The sequence below is a fragment of the Cryobacterium arcticum genome, assembly GCF_003185895.1.
GTDB classification, from domain to species: Bacteria; Actinomycetota; Actinomycetes; order Actinomycetales; family Microbacteriaceae; genus Cryobacterium; species Cryobacterium arcticum.
Genome location: NZ_QHLY01000007.1, coordinates 141,863 through 160,314 on the forward strand (window position 1 = coordinate 141,863; position 18,452 = coordinate 160,314).

The window sequence follows — 18,452 nt, forward strand, 5'->3', positions numbered from 1 at the left end:
AAGACCGTGCCCGCCCAGAACCTGCCGGTGACCATCGGAGTGGTCGTGCTCACTCAGGGTCGCCGCCCTGACGACCTCGAGCGAGGCATCCGCAGCCTGCTCGCCCAGCAGGACGTGCAGCTCGACATCGTCTGCGTGGGCAACGGCTGGCAGCCCGTCGGATTGCCCGACGAGGTGGCCGCCCTCGCGCTGCCCGAGAACCTGGGCATCCCCGCCGGCCGCAACCGCGGTGTCGCGCAGGTCACCGGCGACTACCTGTTCTTCCTCGACGACGACGCCAGCCTGCCCGACCCGCGGTTCCTGATCGATGCCGTCGCGGTGCTCCGCGCCGACCCCAGTATCGGGCTGCTACAGCCGCGCGTGGTCGATCCAACCGGCCTCACGGCGCCGCGCCGGTGGATCCCGCGCATCCGCAAGGGCGAAGCCACCGCCTCCAGTGCCGTGTTCTCGGTCTGGGAGGGGGCCGTGCTGCTGCCCCGACCGGTGTTCGATGCCACCGGCGGATGGGCCGAACCGTTCTTCTACGCGCACGAGGGCATCGAACTCGCTTGGCGGGTGTGGGATCAGGGCCTGCGCACCTGGTACGCCGGCAATCTCGAAGCCAACCACCCGGTGATCCTGCCCACCCGACACGCCGACTTCTACCGGCTGAACGCCCGCAACCGGGTCTGGATCGCCCGCCGCAACCTGCCCGTGCCCCTCATGCCGCTCTACGTGGGCTCCTGGACCGCAATCCAGCTCCTGCGGGGTGCCCGCAACCCGGCGGCCCTGAAGGCCTGGTTCGCGGGCTGGTGGGAGGGCTGGACCACCGACCCCGGTGAGCGCCGACCGCTCAAGGCCCGCACGGTGTGGCGCATGACCCGTGCCGGCCGGCCGCCGGTGATCTGAGCGGGAATCGGTTAACGATTGACTACCGTTGCCGGGCATCCGGGGGGTGAGTCGGCGCCGGGCAGCAGCCCGGTCGGTAGGGTGGAACAGTGGTAAGCAAGAAAGACTTCCGTCTCGCAGCAAAGCTGGTCAGGGACGTGATCGCATCCCGGAAGGCCCAACGGCTGCTGACCGAACGCCTCTCCGCACGAGGCCCGCTGCCCACCTCCCGCTTCAAAGTCGCCGTCTACTATGCCGACGGGGCCGTCAATCTCTACCAGATGCGACAGTGGTACAAGCCGCTCGCCAAGCTGGCCGAGACCTGGCCGGTCGTCGTGCTCAGCCGCACCGCCGGCGGCACCATGAAGCTGCTCGATGAGAGCCCGGTGCCAGTCGCCTACGTTCGCAAGGTCGCCGACCTCGAACGCGTGATCGCCGAGCAGGACATCCGCATCGTGCTCTACGTCAACCAGAACTCCCGCAACTTCCAGATGATGCGCTACGGGCGCCGCTGGCACGTTTTCATCAACCATGGTGAGAGCGACAAGATGTACATGACCACGAACCAGTTCAAGGCCTACGACTATTCGTTCGTCGCCGGTCAGGCCGCGATCGAGCGGCTCGGCAAGGTGCTCTGGGACTACGACTTCGAGAAGCGGGCCATCACCATCGGCCGCCCGCAGGCCGACCACTACTCGGGCCAGCTGCCGTATACGCCCGACGACCGCACCGTGGTGCTCTACGCCCCCACCTGGGAGGGTGACCGGGCTGCCGCCGCCTACGGCTCCATCGCCACCCACGGCGTCTCACTGATCACCGCTCTGCTGCAAAGCCGCCGGCACCGGGTGATCTATCGCCCGCACCCGCGTAGCGGTGTCGTCGACCACGAATACGGCGTGGCCAACAAGCAGATCATGGCGGCGATCACCGCGGCCAACGCCCGGGACAGTACGGCCCACCACGTGATCGACACCGGCCCGGAGCTCGGCTGGCAGTTGTCGGCGGCGGATGTCGCGATCGTCGACATCTCAGCCATGGTTTACGACCGGCTGGCGTCGGGCAAACCGTTGATGGTGACGCGGCCGCAGAACCCGTTGGCGGCCATTGACACCAGCGGATACCTCGCTGACTGCGAGTGGCTCGACACCGGCGACACGGCCGGCATCGTGGAAACCCTCGACGAGCTCACCGGCGACGAAACTGCCGAAGCCCGCCTGCGAGTATGGGTGGAGAAGTACTTCGGCGACCCCACCCCCGGGGCCGCCACCGCGCGGTTCCACGGCGCGATCGAGCACCTGCTGGGGGAGTGGGACCGCTTCGCTGCCTTGCACGCGGATGACGACGACGGCCTGGCCGAATTCGACGAGGAACTCAGCGAGATCGAAGACGTCTGACCGTTAGACCGGCGGCCTAGACGGGCGGCCGCACGGGCTCGGCGGGCACGCTCGGTGCGGCGGGTTCAACGTGGTCGTCGCCTGCCCGGTCGGCCGCTGCGCGCCGACGACGGAGCGGCGCCGGGATGGCGCGGAGCGCACCATGGCCGAGTTTGCCCATCCGGCCGCCGCGCACGACCACGCCGTCCTGCAGGATGAGGGTGCGCTCGTGCGGCTCCAGCTCGGGGCGGAAGTAGGCGGGAGCCTGGCCGAACGCCAGCCTCGAGGAACTCACCACCCGTTTGCCGAGGATGTGGTTGCCCATGCCGCCGATGACGGCACCGATGCCGAACGGCACGGCCTTACCGATCAGGCTGGCTCCGCCCTTGGCCGCGAATTGCCGAATGAAGGTGCGCTTCAGTTTGTCGGTGAGCGGCCCCATGATGGCGCGCGGCAGGCTCGTGGTCACCAATTCGCCCCAGTAGGCCGTGCGGGCGACGCCGCCACCGCTGACCTGGCCGGCCAGCTGGCGCACGAGGTCTGAGCCCTCGTGGCCGAGCATCATGGTCATCACCAGCGCGCGCGCCCGCTCGGGGTCGCTTACCGTGATGCCGTGCACCTCGCTGACCGACTGCGAGAACAGCGCGGTCGCCTCGAGGAAGCCGGCTGTTTCCACACCCGACAGGGCCAGGGTGATACCGGTGCCCACCCCGGGGATCACCGCGGTGGCGCCGACAGCAGCTCCGCCACCGGTCACGGCGGCGAGGTAGCGGCGCTCGAGGATGCGGACGATCTGCTCGGGGGTGGCCTCCGGGTGCCGGTGCCGGATGCCGCGGATGTGCGCGAGAACGGCGGGCCGGTGGATCGCCAGGAGCCGGTCGAATCCGGTGACGACGGCGGTGGGGAGCTGGCCGCCCTGCGGCATTCCGCCAGTGGGCGACAGCAGCGGTTTTGGTTTCTTAGCCATGATGCGGTCCTCCTTCGGTGCCGTGGCACGAGTTTACGGGCCCAAACTGGGCATCCTCGCGAGAATTCCCAGCGAGATCAGTGCCCGATGGGCGTGACGAATCGAGGGCGGCGTACGTCTTAGGCCGGCTTGATTCCGTATTCCTGGTTGTACCGCGCGAGCACGTCGGTGATCGGCCCGTCGAGAACGAGGGCGCCCTTGTCGAGGTACAGCCCTCTCGCGCAGAACCGGCGCAAGTCGCGTTCGTTGTGCGACACGATGAACAGGGTGCGGCCGCCGGCGAGCAGTTCCTCGATGCGCCGATAGCACTTCTCGCGGAACGCCTTGTCGCCCACGGCCAGAACCTCGTCGACCAGGATGATCGGCTCCTCGAGCCGGGAGATCACGGCGAAGGCGATGCGCACCTTCATGCCGCTGGAGAGGTGCTTGTAGGGCGTGTCGATGAAATCGGCGATCTCGGCGAAGTCGATGATCTCGTCGAAGCGTTCGGCGATCTGTTTGCGGGTCATGCCGTGCAGCCCGGCCGTGAGATAGACGTTGTCGCGCACCGTGAGGTCATCGACGAAGCCACCGGTGATCTCGATCAGCGGGGCGACGCCCTCGATCACGGTGACGCTGCCCTCGTCGGGCAGAACCACGCCGGTCACGAGCTTGAGCAGGGTGGACTTGCCCTGACCGTTTCGGCCGACGACGCCGATGGCCTCGCCGCGCTGCACGGTGAACGACACCTTGCGCAGCGCCCAGAACTCGCCGGACCTGGTGCGGCGTCGACTGCCGGCGAAAAGGTCTTTGAAACTGCGTCGACTGCGGCGGTTGCGGCGGAACCTGATGCCGACGTCGGTGAGGGAGATGACGGTGTCGTTCATCAGATCTCCTTCAGCACGGCGCGCTCGGTCCGGCTGAAGACCAGGAGACCGATGCCCAGGAACGCCACCGACATCGCAGCGCCCACGCCCACGACGAACCAGTCCAGTTCGCCGGGGAAGAACGCGGCCCGGTACAGGCTGAAGATTCCGCTGAGCGGGTTGAACGCGGCCCAGAAATGCAGGCCTTCCGGCAGATCGCTGGTGGCGTAGATGATCGGCGAGGCATAGAACAGGAAACGCAGGATCAGCTTGATTGCACGCTCGAGGTCACGGAAGAAGACCACCAGGGGAGCGACGATGAGGCCGACACCGGCGGTGAGGATCGCCTGGATCAGGATGGCCAGCGGGAAGAAGACGGCATCCACGTTGATGTGTGCGCCGGAGAACACGGCGAAGAGGATCAACACCGGAATCGCCGCGACGAATTCAATGCCCTTGGAGAGCACGAGCCGGTTCACCCAGATGGTGCGGGGGATGCGGGTGGAGCGGATCAGCTTGGCTTCCCGGAGGAACGCCCTGGTGCAATCGGAGATCGCGCCGTTGAACCACATCCAGGGCAGCAGGGCCGCGAGGAGGAAGACGATGTAGGGATCGTTGCCCACGGTGCGCTGGAAGACCTGGGTGAAGACGAACCAGTAGATGCCGGCCATCACCAGCGGGTCGAGAATCGACCAGAAATAGCCGAGCACCGAGGTGGAGTACCGCACCCGCAGGTCGCGCTGGGTCAGCAGCCACAGGGAATGACGGTAACGCGCAAACGGGGTGCGCTGTTCAGGACGCACCTGAGCGTAACTACTCACGCGCTCTATCGTATGGGAGCGGATCGGGGCACGACGCCAATGGCGCCCGTGCCCCTTCCGCGTAACAGAATCAGACGAAGAGGTTGGCGCGCTCGAGGTCCTCGGCGAAGTCGACCTCGACGGCGTAGAAGTCCGAGATGTCGACGGGCTCGACGAGCATGCGGTTCTTCTCGATGGCGAGTTCGATACCGCGCTCGAAGTAGTCCTGGTCGGCGACCTTGCTGAGGTGGTGGATGAGCACGGCCTTGTCGGCAGCGGACACGTAGTTGATGCCGACGGCTTCGCCCAGACCGTTCTTCACGGTCTTGGAGAGCTCCTTGATGTAGCCCTCGGCGCTGGTCGTGTACTTGACTTCCTCGTCAGAGACCTTGGACGTGTTCACGGTCACGAACGACTGGTCGCGCTTCATCATCGAAGCGGCGCGGTCGAGGATCGCCGGGTCGAAGACCACGTCGCCGTTCATCCACAGCACGCCACCGTTGGCGGATGCGCGAAGGGCACGGAGCAGGCTCTTGGACGTGTTGGTCACGTCGTACTGCTCGTTGTAGACGAAGGATGCCTGCGGGAAGGCCTCGATGATGTGCTCGAGCTTGTAGCCGACAACGATCGTGACCTTGGTCTTCTTGCCGAAGGCGTGCTCGATGTTGTCGAACTGCTGCTGCATGATCGTGCGGCCGTCGTTCAGTTCGGTCAGGGGTTTGGGAAGGGAGCGGCCGAGGCGGCTGCCCATTCCTGCTGCAAGTATTACTACCTGGGTGGTCACGAATATCTCCTAAGAAAGATCTGGGTGGCCCCGCAACAGCCGGACGTTTCCGACGAGTTTGACTGCGGTTCACCCCTAAGTTCACGTATAGACACACCGTTATGCCACCTTCAGAGTACCTGAATACCCCGTTCCGGGGGAAGAGAGGGACGGATGCGTGTCCGGATCGTGACGATTCCGCGCGTTCGGGAACCGCTCGATGCCAGGTGTGGTTCGTAGCAGACGGCTCGGATCCCAGGGTGGGAATCAGCCCTTGAAGACGTTGCGGACCCAGCGATGTCAGATGGTCCTTGGTAGGTTAGCGAGGTGACTCCAGTGCCTCCGAACTCCGAGCCAGACGAGCAGACTCCGATCTTGCCCGTTACCGATACGGAGCCGGAACGCGAGGGTAGTGCTGCCCAGCACGAGACCTCTGCGAACCGCCCCCCTGAGCCTGCTTCCTCCTCTACTGCTGCGCCCGCAGCAGAGGCGAAGCCACCCCGCAAGACCCCGGTGCGCAGCACCACCAGGGCACCCCGGGCTGCGGCGACCCCGCGAACATCCGCCACCCCGCGTGCCAGTGCCGGTACCCGCGCCCCGGCCAAGAAGAAGCCGACCGCTGCCGAAGCCGCCGCTGAGACTGCTGCCTCGACCGCCGCCGCCGAGTCCACCGCTGCACCGGCCACGAACGAACCGGCCGGAGCCGCTGGCGATCGCGCGGAGCCGGCCACCGCGGCCGCCCGGGTCACGGTGAGCCGCACCCCGGCGGCACGCAAGACCCCGGCCAAGACCACAGCCAAGCCCCCGGCATCGAAGGCGACCCGGCTACCGTCCACCACTACGGCCACGGCCGATACGGCGGAGGCCGTGGATGCCGCTGCGCCTGCTGCCGACCCCGCTGCTCCGGTCGAGGAGACCGGCACCACGTCGCCGCGCGCGAGCACGCCCCGAACGAGCACACCCCGTTCGACCACGACCCGAACGAGCGCCGACCGCTCGGCGGCGGCTAAAGCTGCCGCCGCGAAGGCAGCGGCTGCCAAGTCGGAATCGGCGGCCAAGGCCAGCGCTGCGCGGGCGGAAGCCACGAAGGCGGCGTCGGCGAAGGCTGCTGCGGCTCGTGCCGCGGCCACCAAGGCCGCCCGTGCGGCGACCGCTGCCGCCCTGGCCCGCAATGCCCAGGTGGAGAACGCGGCCGAGCCGGCGCCCGAAGCCGAACCCGCTGTCGTCGAGCCCGCTGTCGTCGAAGCTGCTGTTGTCGAGCCCGCTGTTGTCGAACCCGCTGGTGAAACTGCTGTCGTCGAGGCCGAACCCGCTCCTGACGCCGCATCCGCCGCGCCCGTGGTCGTTGAGGCCGAACCCGCTGACGAACCCGCTGACGAAACCATCGTCGATGCTCCGACCACAGTGCTGCCGGTTGCCGAGAACCCGCCCGCCGACGACGAAACCCGCGTCATGACGATCCCGGCGGTCCCCGCCGATGATGACGACACCGTCGTTCTGACCGTTCCGACTGCAGCGCCGGCGCCGGTCGCCGAGGACGCCCGCCCCGTGCGCCGTCCGTTCTGGCGGTTGCCTCGCGGTGCCGAGAAGGCCGCACCCGTTGTCGCGGCAGCGACCGTCGCCCAGACGGATACCGTTGCGCAGGCTGAACCCGTGGTTGAGTCTGCACCGGTGCCGCGCATCACTCCTCCGGTCGTGCGCAAGCCGCTGGCACCGCGCACCGGTGCATCCCCTGTGGTGAACCCCAATGCCCCGATCGAGATCTCGGTCAGCGGGCTCAACAAGCGGTTCGGCCAGAATGTCGCCGTCGCCGACGTGAACCTCCAGGTTCGGTCCGGGTCGTTCTACGGCATTGTCGGCCCCAACGGAGCAGGCAAGACCACGACACTGTCGATGATCACCGGTCTGCTGCGGCCGGATTCGGGATCCATCCACGTGCACGGCATCGACGTCTGGGCCGACCCGATTGCCGCCAAACGGGTGATCGGCGTGCTTCCCGACCGGCTGCGACTCTTCGACCGGCTCACTGGCGCCCAACTGCTCTACTACGCCGGCGTGCTGCGCGGGCTCGAGAGCGAGACCGTGCGGGCCAGGTCCGCCGACCTGGCGAAGGCCTTCGGCCTCGAGGATGCCCTCAATCGGTTGGTTGCCGACTACTCGGCCGGCATGACCAAGAAGATCGCGTTGGCCTGCGCCATGATCCACTCGCCGCGCGTGCTCGTGCTCGACGAACCGTTCGAATCGGTCGACCCGGTGTCGGCAGTGAATGTCACCGAGATCCTGCAGCGCTACGTCGCCAGCGGCGGAACCGTCATTCTCTCCAGCCACGGCATGGACCTCATCCAGCGGGTGTGCGACAACGTGGCGATCATCGTGCAGGGCTCCGTGCTGGCCGCAGGGACGATCGACGAGGTCCGCGGCAACGCGTCGCTCGAAGAACGTTTCGTCGAGCTCGCCGGCGGACGCAAGGTTGCGGAGGGCCTGGAGTGGTTGCACAATTTCTCGGACTGAAACTGAGGCTCCTCGCCAATCTCTTCCGGCGTAGCCCCTGGCAGGTCGTGGGAGTGGTGCTCGGCCTCGTCTACGGGCTGCTCGTCGCAGCGGCGCTGGTCGCGATGCTGATCGCGTTCCGCTTCGTCGACGAGGTGGGCACCATCCGCGACGGACTCATCGTGGTGGGCTCGCTGGTGGTGCTCGGCTTCATTCTCGTGCCGCTCATCTTCGGCGTGGACGACAGCATGGACCCGCGCAAGTTCTCCACCATGGGCATTCCGAACAAGCAGCTCTCGCTCGGCCTCGCAGTGTCGTCGCTGCTGGGAGTTCCGTCTGCGACGCTCGCGCTGGTGCTGCTGGGCACCATCGTGACCTGGTCGCGGGGCGTAGGCGAAACCCTCTTCGCCATCGTGGCGGCAGCACTGCTGCTGGCCACCTGCATGCTGGCCTCCAGGGTGAGCACGTCGATCGCGGCGTTCCTCCTGTCAACCCGGCGCTCGCGCGAGTTCACCGGCATCGTCGGTCTGCTGCTGATCGTGATGATCACCCCGGTCGTCGTGCTGCTGGTGAACGTCGACTGGAGCCAGTACGGCCTCGACCTGCTCGGTGGATTTGCGGCCATCCTCGGCTGGACCCCGCTCGGAGCAGCCTGGGCTGTTCCCGGCGACGCCGCAGCCGGCGATTGGGGCCTCTCCCTGCTCCGGCTCGTGATCGCCGCTCTGACCGTGTACCTGCTCTGGCTGGCCTGGCAGGCGCTCGTGGCCCGCATGCTCATCACGCCCGGCCGGGAGGCTCAGGCCCGCCAGTACGGCGGCCTGGGCTGGTTCGACCGTCTGCCGCACAACCCGACCGGCGCCATCGCCGCACGCAGCATCACCTACTGGGGCCGTGACCCCCGCTACTGGGTGTCGTTGATCATGATCCCGATCGTGCCGGTGCTGGTCATCCTGCCGCTGGCCGTGGCCGGGATGCCGTTCGAGTACCTCGCCCTGGTACCGGTGCCGCTGATGTGCGTCTTCCTCGGCTGGACACTGCACAACGATGTCGCCTACGACCACACCGCGATCTGGCTGCACGTGGTCTCCGGGCCGCGAGGAGTCGCCGACAGGCTCGGCCGCCTCGTGCCCGCCCTGTTCGTGGGCATTCCGCTGATCGGACTCGGATCGGCCATCAGCGTGGCCGTCTACGGCGACTGGGCCGTGCTGCCCGGTCTGCTGGGGGTCAGCACCTGCATCCTGCTCGCCGGCCTCGGCTTCTCCAGTTTCACCTCGGCCCGGTTCCCGTACCCGGCAACCAAGCCGGGGGATAGCCCGTTCGCTCAGCCGCAGGCGTCGGACACCGCGGCGGCCGTCATCCAGTCCTTCACCTTCGTGGGCTCGATCGTGGTGGCGCTGCCGGCCATCATCTGCGCCGTGCTCGGTGTCTTCGTCGATCCGATCTGGAACCTGCCGGCGCTCTACTGGGGCCTGGGCGTGGGAGCGTTCATGCTGGTCGGGGGCGTCTGGTTAGGTTCGCGCACTTTCGAGCGCCGCGGACCTGAGATGCTCTCCTCCGCATTGCGCGCATAGCTGCATACACTTGAGACCATGACACTCGACATTCGCGCAAGCATCGCAGACCCCGGCCGGGGCCCAGAAACCGGTGGCGGAACGTCCACGCTCGACCGTGAACTCGAAGAACTGCTGAACCAGGAGCAGATCGAGCCCGGGGACCACGAACGATTTTCGCACTACGTGCCTAAAGACAAGATCCTCGAGTCCGCGATGACAGGTAAGCCGGTCAAAGCGCTGTGCGGCAAGAAGTGGCTCCCGGGCCGCGACCCGGAGAAGTTCCCGGTCTGCCCCACCTGTAAGTCGATCTACGAAAAGATGAAGCAGGACTGACCGGTCCGCCGCATCCGCCGCATCCGCTACCGGTAGACGGTCGGAATGACGGCTTCGCCGCGTCCGAGCCTGAAGGCGTCGATCGGCAGTTCCCGCATGGCAGCGGCGTTCTGCTCGCGGGCCAGCCGGGTGCCGGATGCGCCCAGGTAGCGTTCGTCCACCACCCCGGCTTCCATCAGCGGTACCAGGAGCGGCCGCTCTGTGGAGTCGTTCGCAGCAGCGGCTGCCGGCGCCTCTGCCGCGGCGAAGTCACCGTCGGCGGTGACCGTCACGACCTCTTCGCGGGCGGTGCCGGTGGCGTCCAAGCGGCGCAGCGCGTTCTTCCGGCCGCCGACCGAGGCCTTGTGCGCGGAGGTCTTCGCCACCGAGACCCACTCGTCGGCGTCGTTCTTGTGGGCCACGAGCTTGTAGACCATGCCGGCAGCGGGGGCGCCCGACCCGGTGACGAGCGAGGTGCCCACCCCGAAGGCGTCGACCGGTGACGCCGACAGTGCGGCGATCGAGTACTCGTCGAGATCGCTGGTGACGGTGATGTGGGTGTTCACCGCCCCGAGGGAGTCCAACTGGGCCCGAGCCGCGGCGACCACGGTGGGCAGGTCGCCGGAGTCGATGCGGATGGAGCCCAGCCCGGTTCCGGCCACGGCCACGGCCAGTTCGATGCCGCGTTCGATGTTGTAGGTGTCCACCAGCAGCGTGGTCGACGCGCCGAACGCATCCACCTGGGCGCGGAAGGCGTCTTCTTCGCTGTCGTGCAGCAGCGTGAACGAGTGTGCGGCGGTGCCCATGGTGGGGATGCCCCAGCTGCGGCCGGCCTCCAGGTTGCTGGTGGAGGCGAAGCCGGCGATATACGCGGCACGCGCGGCGGCGACCGCGGCGTATTCGCTGGTGCGGCGGGAACCCATCTCGGCCAGTGGCCGACCCAGGCTCACCGAGACCATCCGGGCGGCCGCGCTGGCCACGGCGCTGTCGTAGTTGAGCACACTGAGAATCAGGGTTTCGAGCACGACGCATTCGGCGAAGGTGCCGTCCACCTGGATCAGCGGGGAGCCGGGGAAGTAGGCGTCACCCTCGCGGTAGCCCCAGATGTTGCCGCTGAACGAATAGTCCGCCAGCCAGTCCAGGGTGGGCGGGCGAACCACGTCGTTGTTGCGCAGCCAGTCGAGTTCGGCGTCGCGGAAGCGGAAGTCTCTGATCAGGTCGAGCAGGCGGCCGGTGCCGGCCACGATGCCGTAGCGCCGCCCGGCAGGCAACCGCCGGGCGAAGGCCTCGAACATGCACTCGCGGTTCGCGGTGCCGCTCTGAATGGCGGCATCCACCATGGTGAGCTCGTAGCGGTCGGTTCGAAGTGCGGAAGACTCGGTCACCCGCGCAAGCCTAGTCGTGACTTAGAGCGCGCCGAAGGCCACGATGCAGTTCTGGCCGCCGAAGCCGAACGCGTTGACCAGGGCATGCTTGATCGGCTGGATCCGAGCGGTGAGCGGTGTGTAGTCCAGGCCGCACTCCGGGTCGGGGGTGCGCAGGTTGATCGTGGGCGGCACGATGCCGTTCTTGATCGACAGGGCGCCGACCAGCGCGGACAGCGCACCGGCTGCGCCGATCATGTGCCCGGTCATCGACTTTGGCGCGGTGATCGAGATCTTGTCGGCAAAGTGCCGCAGGGACTCGCGGATGGCGAGGGTTTCGGCCTTGTCGTTCGCCTGGGTGGAGGTGCCGTGGGCGACGATCATGTCGATGTCGGCCGGGTTGAGCTTGCTCTTGTCGAGCGCACGGGTGATGGCCTGGCTGGCGTATTTGCCCGACGGGTCGGGTGCGACGATGCTGAAACCGTCACTGGTGAGGGCGCCGCCGAGGACCTCGGCGTAGACGCGGGCTCCGCGTGCCCTGGCGTGGGAGAGCAGCTCCATCACGAAAACGACCGCGCCCTCGCCGAAGACGAGGCCGTTGCGGTTGGCGTCGAACGGGCGGCTGGCCTCGGTGGGCTCGATGTTGTGGGTCGACGCGGCGTGCATGGCGTTCAGCCCGGCGAACATCACCGGGGTGATGGCGGCTTCCACGCCGCCGGCGATCACGACGTCGGCGTCGCCGGTGACCAGCATGGTGCGGGCCTCGAGCAGCGCGTAGGCACCGCTGGCGCAGGCCAGGGCGCTGGCGTTCACGGGGCCGTGCACGCCGAGGTCGATCGCGATCTCGCAGGCGGCCATGTTCATCAGCGACTGCGGCACGAAGCGGGGGGAGATGCGACGGGGGCTGCCGGCGTTGACGTGTTCGGTCGCATCCTGGATCTCGGCGTAGCCGGATACCGCGCTGTTCACCACGACAGCGGTGTGGATGCCCTCCATCGACGGGCCGAAGCCGGCGTCGGCGACGGCTTCACGGGCCGCGGCGATGGCCATCTGGGAGGCGCGAGAGGCACGCTTGGCCTGCTTGACCGCCATGCGGGTGGTGGGGTCGAAGTCCTTGACCTCCCCGGCGATCTGGGTGGGCAGGTCGGTGGCGTCGAACTGGGTGATGCGGGCCACGCCGCTGCGACCGTTGATCAGGCCGTCCCAGGTCTCGGTCCACGAATTGCCGAGCGGGGTGAGGGCTCCCAATCCGGTGATTACGACTCGATCATTCATGACGATCATCTCCTCAGACGGCGCGAGGGACGTCTCCGGTGCGGGCTCTGTCTGGTTGACCTGGCCCACATGCCGAGTGTAGTTACGGGTATATACGTCTCCACGTACGTTGGAGCGTTTTGGGCATACATTCGAGCGTTGTGGGTATATAGCGGTATCTGGCCGGGGCGGAATGCCGAACCCGGCTAGGCTTGATTGTCGTGACGGATGCACCGATTGGGATTTTCGACTCCGGCGTCGGCGGGCTGACCGTCGCCCGGGCCATCAAGGACCAATTGCCCAATGAGTCCATCCTCTACATCGGCGACACCGCCCATTCGCCCTACGGGCCGAAGAAGATCGCCGATGTTCGGGAGTACGCCCTCGACGTTCTCGACGATCTCGTCGCCCAGGATGTGAAGTTGCTGGTAATCGCCTGCAACACCGCATCGGCGGCCGTGTTGCGGGATGCCCGGGAGCGTTACAGCGTGCCCGTCATCGAAGTGATCCAACCCGCCGTGCGCCGCGCCGTCGGCACCACCCGCAACAAGCGGGTCGGCGTGGTGGGAACCGTTGGCACCGTGAACTCTCGCGCCTACAACGACGCCTTCGCCGCCGCGACCGATATCCAACTGTTCTCGCAAGCCTGCCCGCGGTTCGTCGAGTTCGTCGAGAGCGGTGTGACCACCGGTGCCGAGGTGCTGCGGGTTGCGGAGGAATACCTGGCTCCGCTCAAGGCCGCCGACGTGGACACCCTCGTGCTCGGCTGCACCCACTACCCGTTCCTGCGCGGCGTCATCTCCTATGTGATGGGGGATGCCGTGACCCTGGTCTCCAGCCACACCGAGACCGCCAACGACGTCTACCGGGTACTCGTGGGGCAGGGCCTCGAACGCGTCGAGACCGCACCGCCCAGCTACCGCTACGAAGCCACCGGCGACAGCGCCGACGATTTCCTCCGCCTCGCCCACCGCCTGCTCGGCCCGGAGATCTCCCGGGTCGATTTGGTCGCGACCGGAACCATCAGCCTCAGCGAGGTGGCCAGACTGGCCGCCTCGACCCCCCGCCTGTTCAAGGAGAACCCGTGACCGACATCCTGCGCGCCGATGGCCGCACCAACGACCAGCTGCGCCCCGTGACCATCGAGCGTGGGTGGAGCGACCAGGCCGAGGGGTCGGCGTTGATCTCGTTCGGCCGCACCAAGGTGCTCGCCACCGCGTCGTTCACTAACGGCGTGCCGCGCTGGATGGCCGGCAAGGGCAAGGGCTGGGTCACCGCTGAGTACTCGATGCTGCCCCGCTCCACCAACTCCCGCATGGACCGCGAATCGGTCAAGGGCCGCATCGGTGGCCGCACCCACGAGATCAGCCGGCTGATCGGCCGGAGCCTCCGTGCCGTCGTCGACATGAAGGCGCTGGGCGAGAACACCATCGTCATCGACTGCGACGTGCTTCAGGCGGATGGCGGCACGCGCACCGCCGCGATCACGGGCGCCTATGTGGCCCTGGCCGACGCCCTCGAGTGGGGCCGCGAGAAGAAGTTCATCGCCCAGAAGGCCCAGCCGCTCACCGACAGCGTCGCCGCCGTCTCGGTGGGCATCATCGCCGGGGTGCCGATGCTCGACCTGGCGTACACCGAGGATTCGCGCGCCGAGACCGACATGAACGTTGTCGTCACCGGCCGCGGCAAGTTCATCGAGGTGCAGGGCACGGCCGAGGGAGCCCCCTTCGACCGCACCGAGCTCAACTCCCTGCTCGACCTCGCTCTCGCCGGTGCGATCACGCTCACCGACCTGCAGAAGACCACCCTGGGCCGCTGAGATGCGCGTCGTTCTCGCCACCCACAACGCCCACAAGGTCGAGGAACTCAGGCGCATCCTCGCACCTCTGCTGCCCGGCCTCGAGGTGCTGGCCTACGACGGCCCGGAGCCGGTCGAGAACGGCGCGACCTTCACCGAGAACGCGCTGATCAAGGCCCGCGCCGCCGCAGCCCACACCGGGTTACCCGCCATCGCGGATGACTCCGGCATCTGCGTGGATGTGCTGGGCGGCTCGCCCGGCATCTTCTCCGCCCGCTGGGCGGGACCGGCGCGGGACTCGGCCGAGAACCTGAACCTGCTGCTCTGGCAGATCAGCGACATCGCCGACGAACACCGCGCCGGGCACTTCACCTGCGTCGCCGCACTGGCGTTGCCGAACGGCGTGGAACGGGCCGTGACGGGGGTGTGGCCCGGGCGCATCCTGCACGCCCCCGCGGGTGCGGGCGGGTTCGGCTATGACCCGATCTTCCAGCCTGACGGCCATGACGTGTCGGCCGCCGAGTTGTCTGCGGAGGTCAAGAACGCCGAGAGTCACCGGGCCATCGCCTTCGCGGCACTCGGGCCGGTGCTCTCTGAACTCCTGGCATCCTGACCTGCTGAGAACGGCACTCATTCCCAACTAGCGGCCGGGCTGGCTTTCGCCCCGCGCGGCTCGTACCGTGGAGGCATGAGCCACGATCACGCATCCGCACAGACGACGAATCGCTCGCGTCTGTCGATCGTGATCGGCATCGTCTCGCTGGTTCTGGTCGCGGAAATCGTGGGCGCCTGGTTTACCGGGTCGCTCGCCCTGCTGGCGGATGCCGGGCACATGTTCTCCGACCTGGCCGGGCTGATCATCGCACTCACGGCCACCATCGTGGCGGCCCGGCCCGCATCCGACCGGCAGACCTTCGGCTATCAGCGTGCCGAGGTGTTCGGTGCCATGCTCAACGGCCTGATCCTGCTCGTCGTGGCCGGATTCGTGGTGTTCGGCGCGGTCAGCCGGTTGATCGCCGGAGACCCGGCCGAGGTACTGGCCGGTCCGATGCTCGTCGTCGCCGTGATCGGCCTGATCGCCAACATCGTCGGCATCCTGTTGCTGCGGCCGGCCGCGTCGGGGTCGATCAACATGCGCGGTGCCTACCTCGAGGTGCTCGGTGACGCGCTCGGGTCGATCGCCGTGATCGTCGCGGCCGTGCTGATCCTCACCACCGGATTCCAGCAGGCCGACGCGATCGCGTCGCTGGTGATCGCCGCGATGATCCTGCCGCGGGCGATCGGCCTGCTGCGGGACGTGGTGCGGGTGTTCAGCGAGTCGGTGCCCGCCGACACCAACGTGCAGGAGATCAGGCAGCACCTGGAAGGCACGCCGGGGGTCGTGGCCGTGCACGACGTGCACGTGTGGGCGATCACCTCTGGGTCACACGTGTTCAGCGCGCACATCGTGGTCGAGCCGGAGCTGCTGGCCTCCGGACGGTCGGGCCAACTGCTGAGTGAACTGTCAGAGTGCCTGTCGCACCACTTCGACGTGGAACACTCGACGTTCCAGTTGGAGCCGGCCGATCATGCCGCCGATGAGGAACACGCGCACCACTCCCACCGCTGAGCGCGGCCGGACGGCTCAGGCCTCGTGCTTGCCGTCGTTGTTGGTGTCGAAGGTCTCCGGGTCGAGCACGAGCTTCTCCGGGTCGACGGCCACACCGGCGCGAGCCTCGCGGCGGGCTTTCACGGTGGACTGCACGTAGTGGTAGATCGTGGGGATCAGGGTGATCACCACGGCACCGAGCAGGATGAGGTCGATGTAGTCGCGCACGAAGTCGGCCAGCGGCGGAATGTAGCCCAGGAAATAACCGAAGAAGGTGAGGCCGGCGCCCCAGATCATGGCGCCGATGAAGTTGTAGAGGCTGTACTTGCGGTAGTTCATGTGGCCCACGCCGGCGGCGACCGGGGCGAAAGTACGCACGATCGGCACGAAGCGCGCGGCGATCACGGCGAAGCCGCCGAAGCGCACGAAGAAGGCGTTGGTGCGTTGCACGTTCTTGACACTGAACAGTCCGGATTCCTTGCGCTCGAACACCCGTGGGCCGAGGCGATGGCCGATCAGATAGCCCACCTCGCCGCCGAGGAACGCGGCGCCGCCGATGGCTAAGGCCACCCACCAGATATCGATCTTGATGATGTCGAAGAAGACGAACAGGCCGGTGATGACGAGCAGGGTGTCGCCGGGAAGCAGGAATCCGATCAGCAGGCCGGTTTCGGCGAAGACGATTGCGCACACGCCCAGCAGTGCCCAGGGCCCGAATCCGTTGATGAGGATCTCGGGGTCGAGCCAGGGGATGAGTGCTGTGTTAATCACGAAGAAAACTCCAGTCGTCGGCGGCTAGATCGGCCGGTCGGCGGTGATCGCATGCGTCACTACAGAGTAACGCGGAATTCCGAGGGAAAGCCTGATGACGCCGTGGGCTAACCCCCCAAAGTGCCATCCTCCCGGGCCCCGGCGCTGTCGACCGTGGCTCGGGCATCCGCTCGGGACTCCGCCCGCTCGGTGTACCAGGTGCGCAGGCCGAACACGATCGACGCCGTGATGAAGAAGCCGGCGATGACGTATGCGGCGCTCTTCACCCCGGGGATGGCCGCCGCGTAGTAGCCGGTGAGGGTGATGCCGACCCCCCAGGCGAGCGCTCCCACGAGGTTGCTGGAGATGAACTTGTAGTAGTTCATCCGGCCCACCCCGGCGACCACGGGAACGAACACCCGAGCCCACGGCATGAACCGGGCGACGACAACGGCCCACCAGCCGTATTTGCGGTAGAAGGATTCGGTGCGCACCACCATCGCCTGGGTGCGCCGGCCGCCCCGCCGATCGAGGTAGCCGCGTCCGTACCGTCGGCCGAGCAGGAACCCGACCTGGTCGCCGAGGAATGCGGCTATGCCCACCCCCACGGCGAGCACGACGATATTCAGGCTTGACGTTGAGGCGGCCACCAGGCCGGCGCCGAAGAGCAGTGAATCACCCGTGATGAACGGGATGAACACGCCGAGGAACAGGGCGGTACCGGCGAACACCAGCGCCCAGACGAGGAGGTAGAACACGACAACGCCCGCACTCGCGACGAAGTCGCTGAGCTGGCCGTCGAGCGCTGCCGTGCGTAGCATTTTCTAGCGCGCCAACCCGTCGAAGACCGCACCGTTGTAGGTGAAGGCCGCATCGACCTCGGCCACGAGGGTGTTCACTTCGGCCGGTGCCAACGCGAGCGCGTTCAACCGGTCGCGGTAGGCACGCTTGTACTGCACGATGTTGTTGATCGCGTCGAACCGGTAGAACCCGAGCTGCTCGGGAGCGGCGCCGTAGTGCCGCGCGACAAGGGAGGCGATGGCCTGCCCACCGGACAGATCACCGAGGTAGCGGGTGTAGTGGTGGGCGAGGCACCGCACAGTGTCGGCGCTGGTGAGCGACTGCAGGTGCGCGATATACGCGGTGGTCGAGATCAGCGGTGGATGTTCCCGACGCCAGTCCTGCACACCCAGAGCGGCCAGGTCGCTCTCGATTGCGGGCAGCCGGTCGAGGTCCGGGTCGAAGAGGTCGAGGCGGTCGACCTGGGAGACCCGGTCGACAAGCTGTTCGAGCGCTTCGTAGACCCAGGCGTACTGGCCGAGGTAGCGGGTGTAGTCGGCGAGCGACAGGTTGCCGCTCATGAGTTCGGTGATGAACGAGCGGGTTTCGGTGTCGCGATGTTGTCCGCTGGAGCTCGCGCGGAGGTAGTCGGCCAGGCTCGGCTGCTGGTCCATGGTGTGCTGCGTTGTGGCTGGGGTCGCGGTCATGAGAACCGATCTGCTGGGGGACGAGTAAGGCAATCCTAACCTAAGCAAATTTCGGTGGCCAGAATTGGGGAGAATTCTCGGTTGCAGCGGAGCCGGACGGCATCTACGTGTCGACAGCCGGCGCCCGTCGGTGCGGGAGAAGGGACTTGAACCCTCACGCCTTTCGGCACAGGTACCTAAAACCTGCGTGTATACCAATTTCACCACTCCCGCAGTAAGGCTCCAGTCTAGGGGCGCTCGT

18 protein-coding genes and 1 tRNA gene are annotated in these 18,452 nt (G+C 67.2%); 9 read left to right on the forward strand and 10 right to left on the reverse strand.

Features of this window, described 5'->3' with window-relative positions:
- The first annotated feature begins 6 nt into the window (after positions 1 to 6).
- Both CTB96_RS06285 and CTB96_RS06290 read left to right on the forward strand, forming a co-directional pair.
- Positions 7 to 888 (forward strand): glycosyltransferase family 2 protein, encoded by an 882-nt coding sequence (locus CTB96_RS06285; protein ID WP_248283245.1) that lies wholly within the window; start codon positions 7 to 9, stop codon positions 886 to 888.
- Between the two features lie 89 nt (positions 889 to 977).
- Positions 978 to 2,261 (forward strand): CDP-glycerol glycerophosphotransferase family protein, encoded by a 1,284-nt coding sequence (locus tag CTB96_RS06290; protein ID WP_110126068.1) that lies wholly within the window; start codon positions 978 to 980, stop codon positions 2,259 to 2,261.
- Between the two features lie 16 nt (positions 2,262 to 2,277).
- Here CTB96_RS06290 and CTB96_RS06295 read toward each other — a convergent pair whose 3' ends face one another.
- From CTB96_RS06295 to CTB96_RS06310, 4 genes are all read right to left on the reverse strand, one after another.
- On the reverse strand, positions 2,278 to 3,207 hold the full coding sequence (locus CTB96_RS06295; protein WP_427846468.1) for a hypothetical protein: 930 nt from the start codon (positions 3,205 to 3,207) through the stop codon (positions 2,278 to 2,280).
- A gap of 119 nt (positions 3,208 to 3,326) precedes the next feature.
- Positions 3,327 to 4,073, reverse strand: a complete 747-nt coding sequence (locus CTB96_RS06300; RefSeq protein ID WP_110126069.1) for an ABC transporter ATP-binding protein — start codon at positions 4,071 to 4,073, stop codon at positions 3,327 to 3,329.
- Complete coding sequence (locus tag CTB96_RS06305) at positions 4,073 to 4,873, reverse strand: ABC transporter permease (RefSeq protein WP_248283246.1); 801 nt, start codon at positions 4,871 to 4,873, stop codon at positions 4,073 to 4,075. Before CTB96_RS06305 ends, CTB96_RS06300 begins: the two co-directional genes overlap by 1 nt.
- Before the next feature lie 70 nt (positions 4,874 to 4,943).
- Entirely contained in the window at positions 4,944 to 5,636 is a 693-nt protein-coding gene (locus tag CTB96_RS06310) for a phosphocholine cytidylyltransferase family protein (RefSeq protein ID WP_110126071.1), read from the reverse strand.
- Positions 5,637 to 6,128: 492 nt separating this feature from the next.
- On the opposite strand from CTB96_RS06310, the gene CTB96_RS20955 reads away from it, so the two are divergent.
- Genes CTB96_RS20955 through CTB96_RS06325 form a run of 3 tightly spaced genes read left to right on the forward strand, consistent with a single transcriptional unit; the run spans position 6,129 to position 9,991 of the window.
- Positions 6,129 to 8,126 (forward strand): ABC transporter ATP-binding protein, encoded by a 1,998-nt coding sequence (locus tag CTB96_RS20955; protein ID WP_345788774.1) that lies wholly within the window; start codon positions 6,129 to 6,131, stop codon positions 8,124 to 8,126.
- The gene (locus CTB96_RS06320) at positions 8,102 to 9,676 is read left to right on the forward strand and encodes a hypothetical protein (protein WP_248283247.1); all 1,575 of its coding nucleotides are present in this window, start codon (positions 8,102 to 8,104) and stop codon (positions 9,674 to 9,676) included. The genes CTB96_RS20955 and CTB96_RS06320 overlap by 25 nt, the downstream gene beginning before the upstream one ends.
- A gap of 18 nt (positions 9,677 to 9,694) precedes the next feature.
- Positions 9,695 to 9,991 (forward strand): DUF3039 domain-containing protein, encoded by a 297-nt coding sequence (locus CTB96_RS06325; RefSeq protein ID WP_110126072.1) that lies wholly within the window; start codon positions 9,695 to 9,697, stop codon positions 9,989 to 9,991.
- Between the two features lie 26 nt (positions 9,992 to 10,017).
- On the opposite strand, the gene CTB96_RS06330 is transcribed toward CTB96_RS06325, so the two are convergent.
- Entirely contained in the window at positions 10,018 to 11,355 is a 1,338-nt protein-coding gene (locus tag CTB96_RS06330) for a nicotinate phosphoribosyltransferase (RefSeq protein ID WP_110126073.1), read from the reverse strand.
- A gap of 21 nt (positions 11,356 to 11,376) precedes the next feature.
- On the reverse strand, positions 11,377 to 12,609 hold the full coding sequence (locus CTB96_RS06335; RefSeq protein WP_219993226.1) for a beta-ketoacyl-[acyl-carrier-protein] synthase family protein: 1,233 nt from the start codon (positions 12,607 to 12,609) through the stop codon (positions 11,377 to 11,379).
- 200 nt (positions 12,610 to 12,809) lie between these two features.
- Between CTB96_RS06335 and murI the strand changes: the two genes are divergently transcribed.
- From murI to CTB96_RS06355, 4 genes are all read left to right on the forward strand, one after another.
- Positions 12,810 to 13,676, forward strand: a complete 867-nt coding sequence (murI, locus tag CTB96_RS06340) for a glutamate racemase (protein ID WP_110126074.1) — start codon at positions 12,810 to 12,812, stop codon at positions 13,674 to 13,676.
- Positions 13,673 to 14,407: a ribonuclease PH gene (gene rph / locus CTB96_RS06345; RefSeq protein ID WP_110126075.1), complete on the forward strand. Its 735-nt coding sequence runs from the start codon at positions 13,673 to 13,675 to the stop codon at positions 14,405 to 14,407. The genes murI and rph overlap by 4 nt, the downstream gene beginning before the upstream one ends.
- 1 nt (position 14,408) lies before the next feature.
- Positions 14,409 to 14,999, forward strand: a complete 591-nt coding sequence (gene rdgB, locus CTB96_RS06350; protein ID WP_110126076.1) for an RdgB/HAM1 family non-canonical purine NTP pyrophosphatase — start codon at positions 14,409 to 14,411, stop codon at positions 14,997 to 14,999.
- 75 nt (positions 15,000 to 15,074) lie between these two features.
- Complete coding sequence (locus CTB96_RS06355) at positions 15,075 to 15,995, forward strand: cation diffusion facilitator family transporter (protein ID WP_110126077.1); 921 nt, start codon at positions 15,075 to 15,077, stop codon at positions 15,993 to 15,995.
- A gap of 15 nt (positions 15,996 to 16,010) precedes the next feature.
- Here CTB96_RS06355 and CTB96_RS06360 read toward each other — a convergent pair whose 3' ends face one another.
- The 4 genes from CTB96_RS06360 to CTB96_RS06375 form a co-directional block, all read right to left on the reverse strand.
- Entirely contained in the window at positions 16,011 to 16,742 is a 732-nt protein-coding gene (locus CTB96_RS06360) for a DedA family protein (protein WP_427846473.1), read from the reverse strand.
- A gap of 110 nt (positions 16,743 to 16,852) precedes the next feature.
- A complete protein-coding gene (locus CTB96_RS06365; protein WP_110126079.1) occupies positions 16,853 to 17,545 on the reverse strand; it encodes a DedA family protein in 693 nt (230 codons plus the stop codon).
- 3 nt (positions 17,546 to 17,548) lie between these two features.
- Positions 17,549 to 18,211, reverse strand: a complete 663-nt coding sequence (locus tag CTB96_RS06370) for a biliverdin-producing heme oxygenase (RefSeq protein ID WP_110126080.1) — start codon at positions 18,209 to 18,211, stop codon at positions 17,549 to 17,551.
- A gap of 131 nt (positions 18,212 to 18,342) precedes the next feature.
- Positions 18,343 to 18,424 (reverse strand) — tRNA-Leu (locus tag CTB96_RS06375).
- Positions 18,425 to 18,452 lie beyond the last annotated feature (28 nt).